Source organism: Pseudomonas brenneri, from assembly GCF_007858285.1.
GTDB lineage: Bacteria > Pseudomonadota > Gammaproteobacteria > Pseudomonadales > Pseudomonadaceae > Aquipseudomonas > Aquipseudomonas brenneri.
The window spans coordinates 192058-209665 of sequence record NZ_VFIL01000003.1 but is presented as its reverse complement, the minus strand read 5'-3'; the positions used below and the strand labels follow the sequence as shown (position 1 = coordinate 209665).

At 61.7% G+C, this 17608-nt stretch carries 14 protein-coding genes; 7 read left to right on the top strand and 7 right to left on the bottom strand.

What is annotated here, in order from left to right:
• Nucleotides 1-312 precede the first annotated feature (312 nt).
• Nucleotides 313-1503, top strand: a complete 1191-nt coding sequence (locus FJD34_RS07625) for a benzoate/H(+) symporter BenE family transporter (protein WP_032863367.1) — start codon at nt 313-315, stop codon at nt 1501-1503.
• A 51-nt stretch (nt 1504-1554) separates the two neighbouring features.
• Here FJD34_RS07625 and FJD34_RS07620 read toward each other — a convergent pair whose 3' ends face one another.
• Nucleotides 1555-1899 (bottom strand): YggL family protein, encoded by a 345-nt coding sequence (locus FJD34_RS07620; RefSeq protein WP_032863368.1) that lies wholly within the window; start codon nt 1897-1899, stop codon nt 1555-1557.
• 236 nt (nt 1900-2135) lie between these two features.
• On the opposite strand from FJD34_RS07620, the gene dacB reads away from it, so the two are divergent.
• Entirely contained in the window at nt 2136-3596 is a 1461-nt protein-coding gene (gene dacB, locus FJD34_RS07615) for a D-alanyl-D-alanine carboxypeptidase/D-alanyl-D-alanine endopeptidase (protein WP_032863369.1), read from the top strand.
• 85 nt (nt 3597-3681) lie between these two features.
• Here the strand turns inward: dacB and FJD34_RS07610 are convergent, their stop codons facing one another.
• Together FJD34_RS07610 and rlmKL are read right to left on the bottom strand one after the other, a co-directional pair.
• Nucleotides 3682-6081 (bottom strand): sensor domain-containing diguanylate cyclase, encoded by a 2400-nt coding sequence (locus FJD34_RS07610; protein WP_090291700.1) that lies wholly within the window; start codon nt 6079-6081, stop codon nt 3682-3684.
• Nucleotides 6082-6215: 134 nt separating this feature from the next.
• Nucleotides 6216-8486 carry a bifunctional 23S rRNA (guanine(2069)-N(7))-methyltransferase RlmK/23S rRNA (guanine(2445)-N(2))-methyltransferase RlmL gene (gene rlmKL, locus FJD34_RS07605; protein ID WP_032863371.1) on the bottom strand — a complete coding sequence of 757 codons (2271 nt, stop codon included), beginning with the start codon at nt 8484-8486 and terminating at the stop codon, nt 6216-6218.
• Between the two features lie 533 nt (nt 8487-9019).
• On the opposite strand from rlmKL, the gene rmf reads away from it, so the two are divergent.
• Entirely contained in the window at nt 9020-9235 is a 216-nt protein-coding gene (gene rmf / locus FJD34_RS07595) for a ribosome modulation factor (RefSeq protein WP_002553055.1), read from the top strand.
• A gap of 117 nt (nt 9236-9352) precedes the next feature.
• Here rmf and FJD34_RS07590 read toward each other — a convergent pair whose 3' ends face one another.
• The 4 genes from FJD34_RS07590 to FJD34_RS07575 form a co-directional block, all read right to left on the bottom strand.
• Nucleotides 9353-10378 carry a quinone-dependent dihydroorotate dehydrogenase gene (locus FJD34_RS07590; protein ID WP_032863372.1) on the bottom strand — a complete coding sequence of 342 codons (1026 nt, stop codon included), beginning with the start codon at nt 10376-10378 and terminating at the stop codon, nt 9353-9355.
• 90 nt (nt 10379-10468) lie between these two features.
• The gene (locus tag FJD34_RS07585) at nt 10469-10930 is read right to left on the bottom strand and encodes a transglycosylase SLT domain-containing protein (RefSeq protein WP_090291702.1); all 462 of its coding nucleotides are present in this window, start codon (nt 10928-10930) and stop codon (nt 10469-10471) included.
• The gene (locus tag FJD34_RS07580) at nt 10927-11349 is read right to left on the bottom strand and encodes a winged helix-turn-helix domain-containing protein (protein WP_090291704.1); all 423 of its coding nucleotides are present in this window, start codon (nt 11347-11349) and stop codon (nt 10927-10929) included. The genes FJD34_RS07585 and FJD34_RS07580 overlap by 4 nt, the downstream gene beginning before the upstream one ends.
• Nucleotides 11350-11519: 170 nt before the next feature.
• Nucleotides 11520-12395 (bottom strand): secretin N-terminal domain-containing protein, encoded by an 876-nt coding sequence (locus FJD34_RS07575; RefSeq protein WP_223232711.1) that lies wholly within the window; start codon nt 12393-12395, stop codon nt 11520-11522.
• Between the two features lie 247 nt (nt 12396-12642).
• On the opposite strand from FJD34_RS07575, the gene FJD34_RS07570 reads away from it, so the two are divergent.
• The 4 genes from FJD34_RS07570 (at nt 12643) to FJD34_RS07555 (ending at nt 17542) form a co-directional block, all read left to right on the top strand.
• On the top strand, nt 12643-13869 hold the full coding sequence (locus FJD34_RS07570) for a CmpA/NrtA family ABC transporter substrate-binding protein (RefSeq protein ID WP_090291706.1): 1227 nt from the start codon (nt 12643-12645) through the stop codon (nt 13867-13869).
• Nucleotides 13870-13883: 14 nt separating this feature from the next.
• Nucleotides 13884-14459: an ANTAR domain-containing response regulator gene (locus FJD34_RS07565; protein ID WP_032863377.1), complete on the top strand. Its 576-nt coding sequence runs from the start codon at nt 13884-13886 to the stop codon at nt 14457-14459.
• Between the two features lie 204 nt (nt 14460-14663).
• Nucleotides 14664-15875 carry a nitrate/nitrite transporter gene (locus tag FJD34_RS07560; protein ID WP_032863378.1) on the top strand — a complete coding sequence of 404 codons (1212 nt, stop codon included), beginning with the start codon at nt 14664-14666 and terminating at the stop codon, nt 15873-15875.
• A complete protein-coding gene (locus tag FJD34_RS07555) occupies nt 15875-17542 on the top strand; it encodes a bifunctional protein-serine/threonine kinase/phosphatase (protein ID WP_032863450.1) in 1668 nt (555 codons plus the stop codon). Before FJD34_RS07560 ends, FJD34_RS07555 begins: the two co-directional genes overlap by 1 nt.
• Nucleotides 17543-17608: the final 66 nt, after the last annotated feature.

The following is a 17608-nucleotide window of genomic DNA, read 5'->3' as shown; positions in this document are numbered from 1 at the left end:
GTTGACTGTAATACGGCACAGAGGGTCGCTGGCAAGTATCGCGTAAAAACAGCGCACATTGTACACAACCCGTTGCGCCAACACACTGTACGGCTGTTTGCGTAGCCGGCTGTATTGCAACAGTCAGTTACGTTTGAGTTTAGGCTTGATTCCACGATTTCCCACAATCATCAATCACCCCCCCTGTAGGAGCGAGCTTGCTCGCGAAGAACCCGAGAGCGCCGCGTTCCTCCAGAATGCCCGTGTCATCGTTGACGGTCTTCGCCGGCAAGCCGGCTCCTACAGGGTGCCGGGTACAAGGAAGACTTTTCCATGACCGACGCGACCCAGGCGCCCCTGCGCCCTTTGGCCGATACTTCGCCTTCGGCCATCGTTGCCGGCTTCATCGCCATGATGACCGGCTACACCAGCTCCCTGGTGCTGATGTTCCAGGCCGGCCAGGCTGCCGGCCTCACCAGCGCACAGATTTCCTCGTGGATCTGGGCGATCTCCATCGGCATGGCGGTGTGCAGCATCGGCCTGTCCCTGCGTTACCGCACGCCGATCACTATCGCCTGGTCGACCCCAGGCGCAGCACTGTTGATCACCAGCCTGGGCGGGGTCAGCTATGGCGAAGCCATCGGCGCCTACATCACCTGCGCGGTACTGGTGACGATCTGCGGCCTCACCGGCAGCTTTGAAAAGCTGGTGAAGAAGATTCCCGCCTCGCTTGCCGCCGCGCTGCTGGCCGGGATTCTGTTCAAGATCGGCAGCGAGATTTTCGTCGCCGCGCAGCACCGCACTGCCCTAGTGCTGGGCATGTTCTTCACCTATCTGATCATCAAGCGCCTGTCGCCCCGTTATGCGGTGCTGGCCGCCCTGCTGATCGGCACCGCCTTGTCCGGGCTGATGGGGCTGCTGGATTTCAGCGGGTTCAGCCTGGAAGTGGCGACGCCGGTATGGACCACCCCACACTTTTCCCTGGCCGCGACCATCAGCATCGGCATCCCGCTGTTTGTGGTGGCGATGACCTCGCAGAACATGCCAGGGATCGCGGTATTGCGCGCCGACGGCTACAACGTGCCGGCCTCGCCGCTGATCACCACCACGGGCCTGGCCTCGCTGGTGCTGGCCCCGTTCGGCTCCCACGGTATCAACCTGGCCGCGATCAGCGCCGCTATCTGCACCGGGTCGCATGCCCATGAGGACCGCAACAAGCGCTATACCGCGGCGGTCTGGTGCGGGATTTTCTACGGGTTTGCCGGAGTGTTTGGCGCCACGTTGGCGGCCTTGTTCGCAGCGCTGCCCAAGGAGCTGGTGCTGTCGATCGCCGCATTGGCGTTGTTTGGCTCGATCATCAATGGCCTGAGCATTGCCATGAATGAGCCCAAGGAACGGGAAGCCGCGCTGGTCACCTTTATGGTCACGGCGTCGGGGTTGACGCTGTTTTCCATCGGTTCGGCATTCTGGGGGATTGTCGCGGGGGTGTTGACGCTGGTGATTCTGAACTGGCGCAAGGCCTGATAATTACCCTGAAACGAAAAAGCGACCCGGGCGGGTCGCTTTTTCATGACATCAGACAGCCGGGTTGATCGGCTTTTCTGGGTGCCAGGCGTCCAGCAGTTCGCTGACTTCAACGCGGGTCAGCTCTGGGCGAGCCTTGAGCCACGCTTCAACAGCTGCACGCTGCTCAGCGGTAACCGAACCACGGGTGGCTTTGCAAACCAGACCGAAGTCGTCGCCGCCCACGTAGTCCAGGCCATTGCCATCCATCGCTTCGGTCAGGAAGGCGTCGAGGAAAGCGTCAACCGCTTCGTCGTCCAAACCTTCTTTGAAATCCAGGTTCAGTTCGAAACCCAGCTCTTGAAATTCATCAACGCACAGTTTTTTGCGCAGACGCCGGGAACGGTTAGTCGCCATTGGAACAATCCTCTTAAGTATTAACGGCCGGCACTCTACCAGTTTAAGGCGGCAATTGCCCGGCTATCCAAGACGGGTGGCATGAACCCGCGAAAAAAACCATCATTTGCAGCTATCGTTGAGGCACAAGTAGCCCCACCTTGGGGCATAATGCCGACACTTTCATGACCACTGGGGGATTTTCTTACATAACCCCCGCCATATTCACCCTCCTCAGCAGTAGGGTCTTACTTCTTATGATCAAATCCTTGCGTCCATTGTTACTCGCCAGTTTCCTTTTGCCCCTGGCGCTCTCCGTCACCGCTGCCCCGATCAATACCACCCTGCCACCTAAAGTCCAGGAAGCCCTGCAGAAAGCCAAACTGCAAAACAATGCGCTGTCCCTGGTGATGATTCCGCTCAATGGGCCCGGCACCGCCACGGTGTTCAACGCCGACGTTTCGGTCAACCCGGCTTCGACCATGAAGCTGGTCACCACCTACGCCGCCCTGGAAATGCTCGGGCCCAACCATCAGTGGAAAACCGAGTTCTACACCGACGGCACTCTCAGCGGCGGTGTCCTGCGGGGCAACCTGTACCTCAAGGGCGGCGGTGACCCCAAGCTGAACATGGAGAAACTCTGGCTGCTGATGCGTGACCTGCGTGCCAATGGCGTACAGCAAGTCACCGGCGACCTGGTGCTGGACCGCGGCTTCTTTATCCAGCCGCAACTGCCAGAGTTCAACGACGACGGCAACGACGCGAACAAGCCATTTCTGGTCAAGCCGGACGCCCTGCTGGTCAACCTCAAGGCCCTGCGCTTCGTGACCCGCAATGATTCAGGAAGGGTGTTGGTCTCGGTCGAACCGCCGATTGCCAGCATCCAGATCGACAATCAGGTCAAAGCCACCAACGCCAAGCAATGCACCGGTGACGTGCGCTACAACCCGGTCACTGCCGCCGATGGCAGCGTCACCGTGACGGTCAGCGGCCAGTTGGGCGACGGCTGCAGCTCGCAGACGTATCTGTCGCTGCTCGACCATGCCACCTACACCGCCGGTGCCGTGCGGGCGATCTGGAAAGAGCTGGGTGGCACTATCCAGGGCCGCGACGTGCTGGCCCCAGTGCCGAAAACCGCCAAGGTCCTGGCCCGGGCGTTCTCCCCGGACCTGGCGGAGATCATCCGCGACATCAACAAATACAGTAACAACACCATGGCCCAGCAACTGTTCCTCAGCCTCGGCGCGCAATACCGCACCGATGCCGACGGCGACGACGCCAGGGCCGCCCAGCGCGTGGTTCGTCAGTGGCTGGCGAAAAAGGGCATTACCGCACCGCACCTGGTGATGGAAAACGGCTCCGGCCTGTCCCGTGCCGAGCGCGTGAGCGCCCGGGAAATGGCGACCATGCTGCAAGCCGCCTGGAGAAGCCCGTATGCCGCAGAGTTCATCAGCTCGATGCCGATTGCCGGCAGTGACGGCACCATGCGCAAGCGCCTGAAAACCACGGCCCTGCGCGGCGAAGCCCACGTCAAGACTGGCACCCTGAACACGGTGCGTGCGATTGCCGGCTTCAGCCGTGACAACAATGGCAATACCTGGGCGGTAGTGGCGATTCTCAACGATCCGAAGCCGTGGGGTGCATCGTCGGTGCTGGACCAGGTGCTGCTGGATCTGTATCGCCAGCCGAAGCTGGCGGCCGCGGCTCCGGGTCTATAGAACGGTTGGCTTACCCACCTTTAAAAACCGCTACGGACTAAATGTGGGAGCGGGCTTGCTCGCTCCCACATTAGGTATGCGGCGCTCACACAGGCAAGCGTTCTGCCTCAACCCGGTCCCGCCCCGCCTGCTTGGCCGCATACACCGCCGAGTCCGCGCGCAGCAACAAGCCATCCACCCCCTCATCAATACGCCAACTGGCCACGCCGAAGCTGGCCGTCACTGTCCCGACATTCTCGATCGGCGTACTGCGCAACACTTCCCACAATTCAACCGCCAGGCTGTAGGCCTGCGCGCCATCGGTGTTCGGGCACAGCACCATGAATTCTTCGCCGCCCAGGCGGCAGAACACATCGCTACGGCGCAAGCGCTGGGCGATTCGCCGGCACAGCTCCTGCAATACCCCATCCCCTACTGCGTGCCCATGCCGGTCATTGATGCGCTTGAAGTGATCGATATCCAGCATGATCACCGCCAATGTGCCCGAGGTACGCCGAACCCGACTCATCTCGGCCTTCAATCGGTCCTGGAAGTAGCGACGATTATGGATACCCGTCAACGAGTCGGTGATGGACAGCGCGCGCAGCTCTTCCTCCACCCGCTTGAGATCGGAGATATCCGACACATAGCCATGCCATAACGTACCGCCGCCGGGTAATTCTTCCGGCGTCGCCTCGCCACGGATCCAGCGCAGGCCCCGGCCTGGTAGTTGCACCCGATATTCTTCACGCCATTGGCTCAATTGCAGCGCTGACAAGCGGATGGACGCACGGATGCGTTCAGCGTCCAGGGGATGAATGCGTTCGAAGACTTGCTTGGCATCCTGCTGCAGCAGCCCCGGATCGATTTCATAGATATCGCGAATGCCGTCGCTGGCGTAGATAAACCGCCAGTTATCGTTGGGCTCCAGGGTGAACTGGAAGATCCCGCCCGGCACATGGGCACTGAGTTTTTTCAACAGGCGATCCCGCGCCGCCAGGGCCTCATAGGCGCGCTTCTGCTCGGTGACATCCAGACAGATCGCCAGGTGCCCGATCCACAAGCCATGATCGTCAAGCAATGCCGTTGCCAGCATATTCACGGTCAACTGGCTGCCATCGTGGCGCACCAACGTCCATTCCCGAGCTTCATGCAGGCTGTCGGAGCCCTCCACCAGCATCGCCTGGCCTGGCATGATGCGTTTACCGAGGACCTGGCTCAACTGCGCGGCCCGGGCCTCCAGCTCGGGTGCCAGGTGCAGGCTTTCGAGGGTCATGTGGCCGAGCACCTGCTCGGCCTGGTAACCCAACATCTGCTCGGCACCTGCATTGAAGGTATTGATCACGCCGCGCAGGTCCGTGGCAATGATCGCCACCTGGGTCGCGGCGTTGAGCACACTGCGCAACTGGGCGTGGGCCCCGCGCAATTCATACTCGCGCTGATGCAATTGCCCCGTGCGCTGCTGCACCAGCCGCACCGCCCGCTGACGCTGGCTGACCAGTACGTAGAGCAAGGCACTGAGCAGCAGACTGAGCAAACTGCCCATGGCCAGGATGCTGGTGACCGAGGAACGATTGGCCTGCTCAAACACCTGGCTGGGGCGCAGGCTCAGGGCGTAGACATGATCGCCCAGGGTCAGCCGGCGGATCGCCTTCAGGCTGCTATCGCCCACCGCATTGTCCGACTCATACAGCACCCGCTGTTGCGTATCTGAGGTATCGACAATCTGCATCACCAGGTTGTCCCGCGAGGGCTTGGGCAAACCGTCGGCCACCAATTGGCGCATGCTGATAACCGCCATGACAAAACCATAGGGTTCGCTGTAGGGCATTTGCGCGGTGGGCGGTCGCGTGACCGGAGCGACCAGCAACACCCCCGTGGCATACGCCGGTTCCACGCCCACCAGCGACATGGGTTGGGACACCGCAATGGCCCCGGAACGGTACGCGCGCTCTATCGTCGAGCGGCGCAGTGGCTGGGAGAGCAGGTCAAACCCCAAGGGTGAGCCGAGCAGGCTCTGGGTCTGGCTGTACAACACCGGCACGTATTCGTCGCGCTCGCCCGCAGGCACGAGGGTCCCGGCTTCGTTCAGCTCTCGAATGGAAAACGCCATGCCACGCTGGAGTGACACCTGTTGTTCGAAAGCCTGGCGCTGATCGTGAAAGATACGTGGCGCCCAGGCGTAGGCACGCGCACGCAACAGCAGCGGTTGGGCGAACCCATCGTAATCTTCGCGGGAAACATTATGGGAGTTGACGAAAAAGCGTCGCAGGCTGCCAAGGCGCTGTTCCTGGTCTTCAAAACGCTCTTCCAGACGAATGTAGCGCTCATTGACCAGCAACTGGAACCGCTGGCGAACCTGCTGCTGATAAACATCGGCCGTGGTCAGCGCCAGCACGGCGGTGAGTGCCACCCCCACCAGCAAGACCACCAATGCCACCAGCCAAGCCGACGCCTGTTCGCTGATAAATCCCAGTATTTTCGGGCGGACGGCTTGCAACGGCATAGGCAAAACTCGAAACACCAGCGTGCAGGAGCGCCACTTTGGCTAGGTGATTAGTTATAGCCATCGGGTCCAGTTTTGACCAGTGCAAAAAGCCGCAAGCCCGGAAAAATCCAGGCCTGCAGCATCAAGGTCGATCAGCGTGCGGTGATTTTCCAGGCACGATGGATTTTCGCGTTACGGGCAAAATCCGGATCAATGGTTTTATCGCTGATTTCCTCGACGGCATAGCGCTCGCCCAGGTTGTCTTCCAACTGGAACTTGCGGAAGTTGTTGGAGAAATACAACACCCCGCCCGGCGCCAGACGCGCCATGGCCAAGTCGAGCAGTTGCACGTGATCGCGTTGAACGTCGAACACGCCTTCCATGCGCTTGGAGTTGGAGAAGGTCGGCGGGTCAATGAAGATCAGGTCGAACTCATCACGGCTGGCTTCCAGCCAGGCCATCACGTCACCCTGCTCCAGGCGGTTCTTGTCAGAGAAGCCATTGAGCGACAGGTTGCGGCGCGCCCAGTCCAGGTAGGTTTTCGACAAGTCGACGCTGGTGGTGCTGCGCGCACCGCCCTTGGCCGCGTGCACACTGGCGGTGGCGGTGTAGCAATACAGGTTGAGGAAGCGCTTGCCGGCGGCTTCTTTCTGGATGCGCATGCGCATCGGGCGGTGATCGAGGAACAGGCCGGTATCCAGGTAGTCGGTCAGGTTGACCAGCAGCTTCACCCCGCCTTCGCTGACCTCAGTGAACTTGCCCTGGGCGCTCTGGCGCTCGTACTGCTTGGTGCCACTCTGGCGCTCGCGGCGCTTGACCACCACACGGCTCTTGTCGATGTTCAACGCCTGGGGAATCGCGGCCAGGGCATCAAACATGCGCGCCGAGGCTTTTTCCGGGTCGATGGACTTGGGCGCCACGTATTCCTGCACATGCACCCAGTCGTGGTACAGGTCGATAGCCATGGAGTATTCCGGCATATCGGCATCGTACACACGGTAGCAATCGACACCTTCGCGCTTGGCCCACTTGCCCAGCAGCTTGAGATTCTTTTGCAGACGGTTGGCAAACATCTGCCCGCCTTCGCTCAAGCGCGCCTGTTCGACCACCGGAGCCGGTGCCGGTACAGGTTTGATCGGGTTACCGTTCTTGTTGTACTGACGCTCTTGCGGCTCGGTCGGGGCCTGATCGTAAGCGGCTTGCTCACGTTCGGCCTGACGCTGTTCCGGGGTACGACGCTCGCCAGTGACGAACTGGTCCGGGTTGACCTTGATCAGCAGCAGCTTGCACGGCAAGGCGCCGTTCCAGAACGAATACTGCTTGTGGCTGCGGATGCCCATGCGCTTGCCCAGGTCCGGGGCGCCGGTGAACACCGCCGCCTCCCAGCCCATGCACGCCTGGCGCAGACGCTCGCCGAGGTTCTGGTAGAGGTACAGCAGGCTGGCTTCATCACCCAGGCGCTCGCCGTACGGCGGGTTGCAGATGACCAGGCCTTTCTGGTTCTGGTCCGGGCGCGGTTCGAAGGTGCCGACTTCGCCCTGGTAGATCTTGATCCAGTGGCTCAGGCCGGCGCGCTCGATGTTGTTGCGCGCGGGCTGGATCAAGCGCGGGTCAGCTTCGTAGCCACGGATCCACAGTGGTGGCTTGTTCATGCCGATGGCCGCACGCTCGCTGGCCTCGGTATGCAGTTTTTTCCACAGGGCAGGCACGTGACCGAGCCAGGCGGTGAAGCCCCACTGCTCGCGATTGAGGTTGGGCGCCATGTCGGCGGCAATCATCGCACCCTCCACCAGGAAGGTACCGACGCCGCACATCGGGTCCGTCAGTGCGCCGTTTTCTGCAGCAATGCGCGGCCAGCCGGCACGAATCAGAATCGCCGCCGCGAGGTTTTCCTTCAACGGCGCTGCACCTTGCTGCAGGCGGTAGCCGCGCTGGTGCAGGCTGTGGCCGGACAGGTCGAGGGAGAGGATCGCTTCGCCACGGTCCAGGCGCAGGTGAATGCGCAGGTCGGGGTTGATCTTGTCGATGGACGGGCGTTCGCCGGTCGGGGTGCGCAGCTTGTCGACAATCGCATCCTTGACCTTCAGCGCGCCGAAGTGGGTGTTGTCGATGCCCGAGCCATGGCCGCTGAATTCCACCGCGAGGGTGCCATCCGGGACCATATGGTCTTGCCATTCGATATCCAGCACGCCGTGGTACAGGTCTTCGGCATCCTTCATCGGGAAGCGCTTGAGTACCAATAACACGCGGTTGGCCAGGCGCGACCAGAGGCACAGGCGGTAGGCGGTTTCCATGTCGGCCATGCCGCGCACGGCCGAGGTGTGCTCGCGGGCGTCTTCAAGGCCAAGCCCGACGGCTTCCTCGATCAGCAGGCCTTCGAGGCCCTTGGGGCAGGTGAGGAAGAGTTCGTAACGGTCCGACATGGGCATTCCAGGCTTTTCAGCAATAAATGAACGGGCGACGCATCGCGCGTTCGGTTTTCAATCAAGCGCTTTTCTTGAAGAGCGCTCGCGTGGCACGAATGTGTGCCGTTCCACCCCGGTGTCCAGACCTGTAGGCCTTGATTGCCAGGGCAGAGAGATAATTCGCGCAACAAAAGGAAATATTCCGACCCTTCGTCGAATAATAACCGACTGCAAGCGGCGGGTATTCTCACTAAAGGATTAAACCCATCCTCTTTACAGGGCACATCATAGCTGGCTTTGCCCAATAAATGGGGCGAAAAGCCATCCCAGCTTATGGCTATAGCATCGTTATCGTTACGTGCTTATGACAAAACGATCATTGAATCCATGTGACCTATTGGTTAGAACTCAACACAGGTCAGCGCCGCAACGACGCTGACACATCGGCTCGCCACGCCGGCAGCGAGCCACACCAACGGCAGAAAAACTCTGCCCGGCCTCGGATGAGGTCGAAGGATATCAAGACAGTCAACAAGTGAGGGAAACACCCTATGAGAAGACTTAAGCGTGATCCGTTGGAAAGAGCATTTTTACGCGGATATCAGTATGGCGTTCATGGCAAATCCCGTGAGCTTTGCCCATTTACTCTACCGTCGGTACGCCAGGCCTGGATTAACGGGTGGCGCGAAGGACGCGGCGACAACTGGGACGGTATGACCGGCACTGCGGGGATCCACAGACTCAACGAACTTCACGCCGTCGGCTAATCAGGGCACTTAATTCCGACAACCACCTTGAAGAATGTAACGACTTAACCACGCACGCCCCATCCGGGCGGCGGGCTTCGGCCCAGGGGCTCCTTCGAGGAGCCCTTTTTTATGGGTTCAGGATTTGGGCAAGGCCGCAATGGCGTCCACCGACTGGCGAATCAGCGCCGGCCCCTTGTAGATAAACCCGGAATACAACTGCACCAGGCTTGCACCCGCAGCGATTTTCTCTGCTGCGTGCCGGCCTTCGGTGATCCCGCCCACGGCGATGATCGGCAGACGCCCGGCCAACTCGGCCGCCAGCACCTTGACGATATGGGTACTCTGGTCGCGTACCGGCGCACCGGACAGCCCACCGGCCTCATCACCGTAGGCCAGGCCTTCAACGCCTACACGGCTGAGCGTGGTGTTGGTGGCAATCACCGCATCCATCCCCGAATCCACCAGGGCCTGGGCCACCAGCACGGTTTCTTCGTCGCTCATGTCCGGGGCGATCTTGATCGCCAACGGCACACGCTTGCCATGCCGTACCGCCAGGTCTTCCTGGCGCTGGCGCAGGGCTTCGAGCAGTTGCTTGAGGGAGTCGCCAAACTGCAGGCTACGCAGGCCCGGGGTGTTGGGGGAACTGACGTTGACCGTTACATAGCTGGCATGGGCGTAAACCTTGTCCAGGCAAGTCAGGTAGTCATCCACCGCACGTTCAACCGGGGTATCGAAGTTCTTGCCGATGTTGATCCCCAGGATGCCCTTGTACTTGGCGGCCTGCACCCGTGACAGCAGATGGTCAACGCCCAGGTTGTTGAAGCCCATGCGATTGATGATCGCCTCGGCTTCCGGCAGGCGGAAAATGCGCGGCTTGGGATTGCCCGGCTGCGGACGCGGCGTGACCGTGCCGATCTCGACAAAACCGAACCCCAACTGCGCAAAGCCATCGATGGCCGCGCCGTTCTTGTCCAGGCCAGCCGCCAGGCCAACCGGGTTGGGGAAATCGAGCCCCATCACCGAGACCGGCATTTTCGCCGGCGCCTTGCACACCAGGCCATTGAGCCCCAGGCGGCCGCCCGCGCCGATCAGGTCCAGGGACAGATCGTGGGAAGTTTCCGGGGAGAGTTTGAACAACAGCTGGCGGGCCAGGGTATACATGGGCGGGCTTGACTCGGATGGCGGCGAAAGGTGGCGGCGATTATAGCCGGGGTGGCGAGTCCGTGCGAGGCGTGACACACCGCCGGTCGATCATCCACTGCCATGGGCCATCAACTCTTCATAACGGCTCCAGATCTTCTGCGCATAACGCAGGCGCAGTGCATCACGCTCGGCCCCTGCCCCGGGCCCGACGTTATAGGCACCTACGGCGGTCCAGTTGTAGCCGAACTGCTTGATGAAGTCGGCCAGGATCGACGCCCCCACTTCCACCGACAGGCACGGCTCATCCAGCAACCGCTGCTCGGTAATCCCCTGCTTGAGCAGGCGCGGCAAATGAATGCTGTTGATTTGCATCAGGCCAATATCACGGGAGCCATTGGTATTGCTGTAGTTCATGGCCTCGGCGCGGTAGCCGGACTCTACGACAGCAATCGCCTGCAACAGTTGCGGCTCGATATCGTATTGGCGAGCAGCCTCTGCCCAGCAATAAGCCCTGGCCTCACTTGCCACGCCCACGATGAACAGCAGCCCCAGCCAACAGGCCCGCTTCATGCCAGGTCGACATCCACTTCGGCGCCCCATCCACAGGCCGGGCAAAAACGCGGTGGTGTCCCCGCAGTTCGCGCTGCCTGGCCAGGCAGCTCAACCATCCGTACCCTGCCATTGAAGCGATAACCGCGGCCATACACCGTCGCAATCAAGCCCCGGTCACTCTGCAATTGCTTGCGCAACGAGTAGATGCACCGGGTCAGGGATTCTTCGGCGATATCGATATCGGGCCACACCTGCTCCAGCAACCAGTCCTTGGTGACCAGCATGCCGGGCGTGGCCAGCAAGAGGCGCAAGACATGACACTCTTTGGGCGGCAATTGAACATCGCGCCCTTGGGTGGTCAGCCTGCCATCCCCTTGCAACGTCCACTGCCCAAAGACGAGGGACGCCATCATCAAGCCCTCAATTGCAACAACCATTTAAACCTCTATACCTGTCTGCGGACATATCGCACCGCCTGGGAGATGTCGCGACTATAAAAACCCGCAGCCAATTTCACGCTAGGAAAAAGCCCGCTGCTTCGAAGTTTTCCAGGAGTATCGCGTAGGACCTTTCGAAGCCTGTACGACACCAGCCCTTGCGCCTCGCTTTACTGCTCGGCTACCCGTGCAAATGCGCGTCGTACACGCTCGTACTGCTCGGTGCTCAGGGGGACCGAAGCGACGCGCCCCTCGACCACGGCAGGCGCAGGGTTATCCAACTCAGTCACCAGCGTTTTGATAAGTTTCAACTGCTGTTCACTGCCCTTGATCAACAGGCTGTTGAGCTGCGGGTAGGCGATGACCGCAGCGCCCGCACCGGCCTTGCGCCCAAGCTCGGCAAGCCGCCGCTCGACCATCGTCGCCATGCCGGGCACGGTGATCGTTTGCGCCCCTCTGTCGTACTGATGGTCCGCGACGTCAGCATTAAGCACCTGGACAACACCGACGCCGGGCAACGCCTGCCGGCGCGCTGGACGCTGGCGATCCATGAGCTGGGCCAGGCGCAATACGTGATCGACATAATTGGCAGGCCCGGACACATAAAACAATCGAGGACCGGCCTTGCGAATGGGGTAGCGCGCCTCGTCGAGTCCCGAGCGCCGCATGACTTTGCGCAACCGGTCGACAGTCATGTGCCGCAGGGTTACCCCGGAGCTCTTGGCCTCGCTGGCGTCGTAGAGATGCAGCACCTGGCCGTCGCTGTACCAGATCAGTTCGTGCTGCAACACCACGGTCTCCAGGACCGCTTGCGGGTCGGCAAAATCAAACTGCCCGGTAATACGCTTACCCGCCGCCAGCTTGCTGACCACGATGGGCTGGCCCAGGGGCACCGCGAGCCGGGAGAAGAAGCCCTGCAGGCTCTCGTTCCACACCAGGTAGGACTCGCCCGCCACAGGCAGGGCATTGAGCAGCAACAGCCCGCCAAGCAACCAGCGCTGCAAAAAGGCCCGGCAGGTCGCTGCGGCATATCGGTCAAGGAGCACGCGGGGGATTCCTGAATGGTCTTGCATGAAGGAGCGCCATAGTGAAAGGCCCCCGTAGTGCAATCTTGATGAAATTCTGACCTTCCAGTGCCCACTTGCACACCGTGGCATGTGCCTTGCTTTGCCTTGGCTATGGCGGCCCGTACCAATGACGGAACGGGCGCAAAGACAAAGGCGTCGTTACCGGCAGGAGGCTTGCAAGCCACCCTACGGAACGACGCCTTTTTCACACAGAAGGTAGGTGTTGATGAGTGATCAGGTCGGCAACAGCCAGGCAACCAATCCCCTGGCCTGGGTCAACGGCAGCGATGCCCCGGAAAAGAGCAGCCTCGACCTGGGCTTCATGGCCCTGAGCGACTGCGCTTCGCTGGTGGTCGCGGCGACACAGGGGTTTGCCCAACCGTACGGCCTGACATTGAACCTCAAGCGCCAGTCATCCTGGGCCGGCCTGCGGGACAAGCTGGTCAGCGGCGAACTGGACGCCGCCCACAGCCTGTACGGCCTGATCTATGCGGTCCACCTGGGCATCGGCGGCGTCGCGCCGACCGACATGGCGGTGCTGATGGGCCTGAACCAGAACGGCCAAGGCATCAACCTGTCCCAGGGCCTGCAACAGCAGGGCGTGACCAGTCCTGAGGCACTGGAGCGCAAGGTGCACCAAAGCCGAACAAAACTCACCTTCGCCCAGACGTTTCCTACCGGCACCCACGCCATGTGGTTGTATTACTGGCTGGCCAGCCAGGGCATTCATCCGCTGCGCGATGTCGAAAGTGTGGTGGTCCCACCGCCGCAAATGGTCGCGCACCTGCAAGCCGGGCGGATCGATGGCCTGTGCGTCGGCGAACCCTGGTGTGCCAGCGCGGTGCAGCAGAACCAGGGCTTCACCCTTGCCACCAGCCAGGCGATCTGGCCGGACCACCCGGAAAAAGTCCTGGGCTGCACCCAGGCGTTTGTCGAGCAATACCCCAACACCGCACGCGTGCTGGTGATGGCGGTTCTGGAGGCCAGCCGTTTTATCGACGACAGCATCGAGAACCGCCGCTCCACTGCGCAACTGCTCAGTGCCGGGGACTACCTGGACGCCCCACTCGACTGCATCGAGCCGCGCCTGTTAGGCCTGTATAACGACGGCTTGGGCAATCACTGGCAGGACGCCCACGCACTGCGCTTCCACGCGGGTGGCGAGGTCAATCTGCCTTATCTGTCCGACGGCATGTGGTTCATGACCCAATTTCGCCGCTGGGGCCTGCTGCGTGAAGACCCCGACTACCTTGCCGTTGCTCGCCAGGTGCAACAACTGGATATCTATCGCCAGGCCGCGACAGCCGTGGGCGTCGCCGCCTGGGGCGAGGAAATGCGCAGCAGCCAATTGATCGACGGCAAGGTCTGGGATGGCTCGGACCCGGCCGCCTATGCCCGCAGCTTCCGCCTGCATGCCCTGGCCGACGATGTCGTCCGCCACGCCTTGCGCTGATGGGAGACCGACCCATGTTGCGAATCCTGCTGATCAACGACACCCCGCGCAAAGTCGGGCGCCTCAAGAGCGCGCTGACCGAGGCCGGCTTTGAAGTGATCGACGAGTCCGGCCTGATCATCGACCTGCCGGCGCGCGTCGAAACGGTGCGCCCGGACGTGATTCTGATCGATACCGAGTCACCCGGCCGCGATGTGATGGAGCAAGTGGTGCTGGTCAGCCGCGACCAGCCCCGACCCATCGTGATGTTTACCGACGAACATGACCCCGGCGTGATGCGCCAGGCGATCAAGTCCGGGGTCAGCGCCTATATCGTCGAAGGCATCCAGGCCCAGCGCCTGCAACCGATCCTCGATGTGGCCATGGCCCGTTTCGAGAGCGACCAGGCCTTGCGCGCGCAGCTCATAGCCCGCGACCAGCAACTGGCAGAACGCAAGCGCATCGAACTGGCCAAGGGCCTATTAATGAAGATGAAAGACTGCAATGAGGAACAGGCCTACACCCTGATGCGCCGCCAGGCCATGAGCCGCCAGCAGAAGCTGATCCAGGTGGCCGAGCAGATTATTGCCATGAGTGAGTTGTTGGGCTGAGATAGCGGTGTCACGGTTGGCGCAAGACTTGCTATGTAAACATCACAGGTAGCCAACGGCGGTTGCCCCTCCACGACAAAGACGTCGCACATCCGGTTTGCATACACAAACCCGGTGGCGGCGTTTTTTCGTTTTGGTGGGGCGGCTTTTGCTGGCCGTTCCATCACCAGGCCTTCTACAAGATCCCCAATCGTGAGGTGCGTGATGAAATCAAGCTTCTGGAAATCCGGGCACACCCCGACCTTGTTTGCCGCGTTCTTGTATTTCGACCTGAGTTTCATGGTCTGGTACCTATTGGGCCCACTGGCGGTACAGATCGCCGCCGACCTGCAACTGACCACCCAGCAACGCGGGCTGATGGTTGCTACGCCGATCCTGGCGGGGGCGATCCTGCGCTTCTTGATGGGCATGCTGGCCGACAAGCTGTCGCCCAAGACCGCCGGGCTGATTGGCCAGGTGATCGTGATTGTGGCGCTGTTCTTTGCCTGGAAGCTGGGGATCCACAGCTATGAACAGGCGCTGCTGCTGGGGCTGTTCCTCGGTATGGCCGGTGCCTCGTTTGCCGTTGCCCTGCCGCTGGCGTCCCAGTGGTACCCCGCCGAGCACCAAGGCAAGGCCATGGGCATCGCCGGGGCCGGCAACTCCGGCACCGTGTTTGCCGCGCTGCTGGCGCCGTTGATCGCCGCCGCATTTGGCTGGAGCAATGTGTTCGGCTTTGCCCTGATCCCGTTGATCCTGACCCTGATCGTCTTCGCCTGGCTGGCGCGCAACGCCCCCGAACGGCCAAAAGCCAAATCCATGGCCGACTATTTCAAGGCCCTGGGTGACCGCGACAGTTGGTGGTTCATGTTCTTCTACAGCGTGACCTTCGGCGGTTTTATCGGCCTGGCCAGCGCCCTGCCCGGCTACTTCAACGACCAATATGGCCTGAGCCCGGTCACCGCCGGTTACTACACCGCCGCCTGCGTGTTCGGCGGTAGCCTGATGCGCCCTCTGGGCGGTGCCCTGGCTGACCGTTTCGGCGGGATCCGCACGCTGCTGGGCATGTACGGCGTAGCGGCCGTGTGCATCGCTGCCGTGGGTTTCAACCTGCCCAGTTCCTACGCCGCACTGGCGCTGTTCGTATGCACCATGCTCGGCCTGGGGGCCGGCAACGGCGCGGTATTCCAACTGGTACCGCAGCGTTTTCGCCGGGAGATTGGTGTGATGACCGGGCTGATCGGCATGGCCGGCGGCATCGGCGGCTTCGCCCTGGCAGCGGGCATGGGCGCAATTAAACAAAGCACCGGTAGCTACCAGTTGGCATTGTGGCTGTTCGCCAGCCTGGGCGTGCTGGCGTGGTTCGGCCTGTATGGCGTGAAGCGGCGCTGGAGGACCACTTGGGGTTCGGCTGCCGTCACCGCAGCGCGGGTCTGATGAGCCTGCAACTGAGCTTTGCCCAGGCCAGCGCCATCGGGCCACGGGAAGAAAACCAGGACGCCCTGCGCCTGGTCACCCCGGCCCTGGAGTTGGCCGCGAGCAAAGGCTACCTGTGTGCTATCGCCGACGGCGTCAGCCAATGTGCCGACGGTGGCCTGGCCGCGCGCTCGACCTTGCAGGCCCTGGCCCTGGACTACTACGCCACGCCGCAGACCTGGAGCGTGGCCCAGGCCCTGGACCGGCTGTTGCTGGCCCAGAACCGCTGGCTGCAGGCCAATGGCGGCGGCCAGCCGTTGTTGACCACCCTCAGCGCCGTGGTGTTTCGTGGTCAGCGCTTTACCCTGGCCCACGTCGGCGACTGCCGGGTGTATCGCTGGTTCGATGGCGAGTTGCAGCGCATCACTCAAGAGCATGTCTGGGAGCAACCGGGCATGCAGCATGTGCTCAAGCGCGCCCTGGGCCTGGATCAGCATCTGGTGGTGGACTTTCTCGACGGTGAACTGCGCCAGGGCGAATGTTTCCTGCTGCTCAGCGATGGCGTGTGGTCGACCCTGGCCGATCACAGCATCCGTGCGATCCTGCGCGAACAGGCTGACCTTAACCTTGCCGTGAATACGCTGGTCAGTGCCGCCCACCTGGCAGGTAGCCAGGACAATGCCAGCGCCTTGCTGGTGCGCATTGACCAGCTCGGCGCGGCGACCCTGGGCGATGCGCTGGTGCAGTTGCAGCAATGGCCATTGCCGCCGCCCCTGAAGGCTGGGCAATCCTTTGAAGGCTGGCAGGTGGAAAGTGTGCTGGCGCAAAGTCGCCAGTCGTTGCTGTACCGGGTACGCGACACCCAGCAGCAACCCTGGCTGCTGAAAACCCTGCCCCCAGGCCACGATGATGACAACGACGCCGCCCAGGCATTGCTTTCGGAGGAGTGGTTTCTGCGCCGGGTGGCCGGACGGGCGTTTCCTGAAGTCCATCCGGCCAGCGGGCGCCAGCATTTGTACTATGTGATGCGCGAATACAGCGGGCAAACCCTGGCCGCCCTGTTCCAGCACCAGGGCCCGTTACCGCTGGCGCAATGGCAGTCCATCGCCGAGCGTTTGCTGCGCGCGGTGGGCATGCTGCATCGCCGGCAGATCCTGCACCGCGACATCAAACCGGAAAACCTGCTGCTGGGGGACGACGGTGAATTGCGGGTGCTGGACTTTGGCCTGGCCTATTGCCCTGGGTTATCCGAAGACCGCGCTCATCTGCTACCCGGCACCCCCAGCTTTATCGCGCCTGAAGCCTTTAGTGGTGAACGTCCGACCCCGCAGCAGGATTTGTACAGTGTCGGCGTGAGCCTGTATTACCTGCTGACCGGGCACTATCCCTACGGTGAAATCGAAGCCTTCCAACGGCCCCGTTTCAACACGCCGGTCAGCGCCAGCCGGTATCGACCGGACCTGCCCGACTGGTTGCAGCAAAGCCTGGAACGCTCGGTGGCGGCACAACCGAATCAACGTTACGAAACCGCCGAGGAATGGCTGCTGGTACTGGAACAGGCCGACCGCCGCGAGCTGAGCCTGCGCCCCCGGCCGCTGCTGGAGCGCGAGCCTCTCAAGGTCTGGCAAACCCTGGCGCTGGTGTCGCTGCTGATCAATCTGGTGTTGCTGTATCTGTTATCCCTGTAGGTGGTCGGCGCGCCAGTTGTGGGCGTCGCGCCTTTAAATGGTGCGAAAAAGCCTTGCGACATCCGC

Excerpts from the sequence above, each read along its gene's own strand:
- FJD34_RS07625 (WP_032863367.1), top strand. The coding sequence starts at position 313 with ATGACCGACGCGACCCAGGCGCCCCTGCGCCCTTTGGCCGATACTTCG.
- FJD34_RS07620 (WP_032863368.1), bottom strand. The coding sequence starts at position 1,899 with ATGGCGACTAACCGTTCCCGGCGTCTGCGCAAAAAACTGTGCGTTGAT.
- dacB (WP_032863369.1), top strand. The coding sequence starts at position 2,136 with ATGATCAAATCCTTGCGTCCATTGTTACTCGCCAGTTTCCTTTTGCCC.
- FJD34_RS07610 (WP_090291700.1), bottom strand. The coding sequence starts at position 6,081 with ATGCCGTTGCAAGCCGTCCGCCCGAAAATACTGGGATTTATCAGCGAA.
- rlmKL (WP_032863371.1), bottom strand. The coding sequence starts at position 8,486 with ATGTCGGACCGTTACGAACTCTTCCTCACCTGCCCCAAGGGCCTCGAA.
- rmf (WP_002553055.1), top strand. The coding sequence starts at position 9,020 with ATGAGAAGACTTAAGCGTGATCCGTTGGAAAGAGCATTTTTACGCGGA.
- FJD34_RS07590 (WP_032863372.1), bottom strand. The coding sequence starts at position 10,378 with ATGTATACCCTGGCCCGCCAGCTGTTGTTCAAACTCTCCCCGGAAACT.
- FJD34_RS07585 (WP_090291702.1), bottom strand. The coding sequence starts at position 10,930 with ATGAAGCGGGCCTGTTGGCTGGGGCTGCTGTTCATCGTGGGCGTGGCA.
- FJD34_RS07580 (WP_090291704.1), bottom strand. The coding sequence starts at position 11,349 with ATGGTTGTTGCAATTGAGGGCTTGATGATGGCGTCCCTCGTCTTTGGG.
- FJD34_RS07570 (WP_090291706.1), top strand. The coding sequence starts at position 12,643 with ATGAGTGATCAGGTCGGCAACAGCCAGGCAACCAATCCCCTGGCCTGG.
- FJD34_RS07565 (WP_032863377.1), top strand. The coding sequence starts at position 13,884 with ATGTTGCGAATCCTGCTGATCAACGACACCCCGCGCAAAGTCGGGCGC.
- FJD34_RS07560 (WP_032863378.1), top strand. The coding sequence starts at position 14,664 with ATGAAATCAAGCTTCTGGAAATCCGGGCACACCCCGACCTTGTTTGCC.
- FJD34_RS07555 (WP_032863450.1), top strand. The coding sequence starts at position 15,875 with ATGAGCCTGCAACTGAGCTTTGCCCAGGCCAGCGCCATCGGGCCACGG.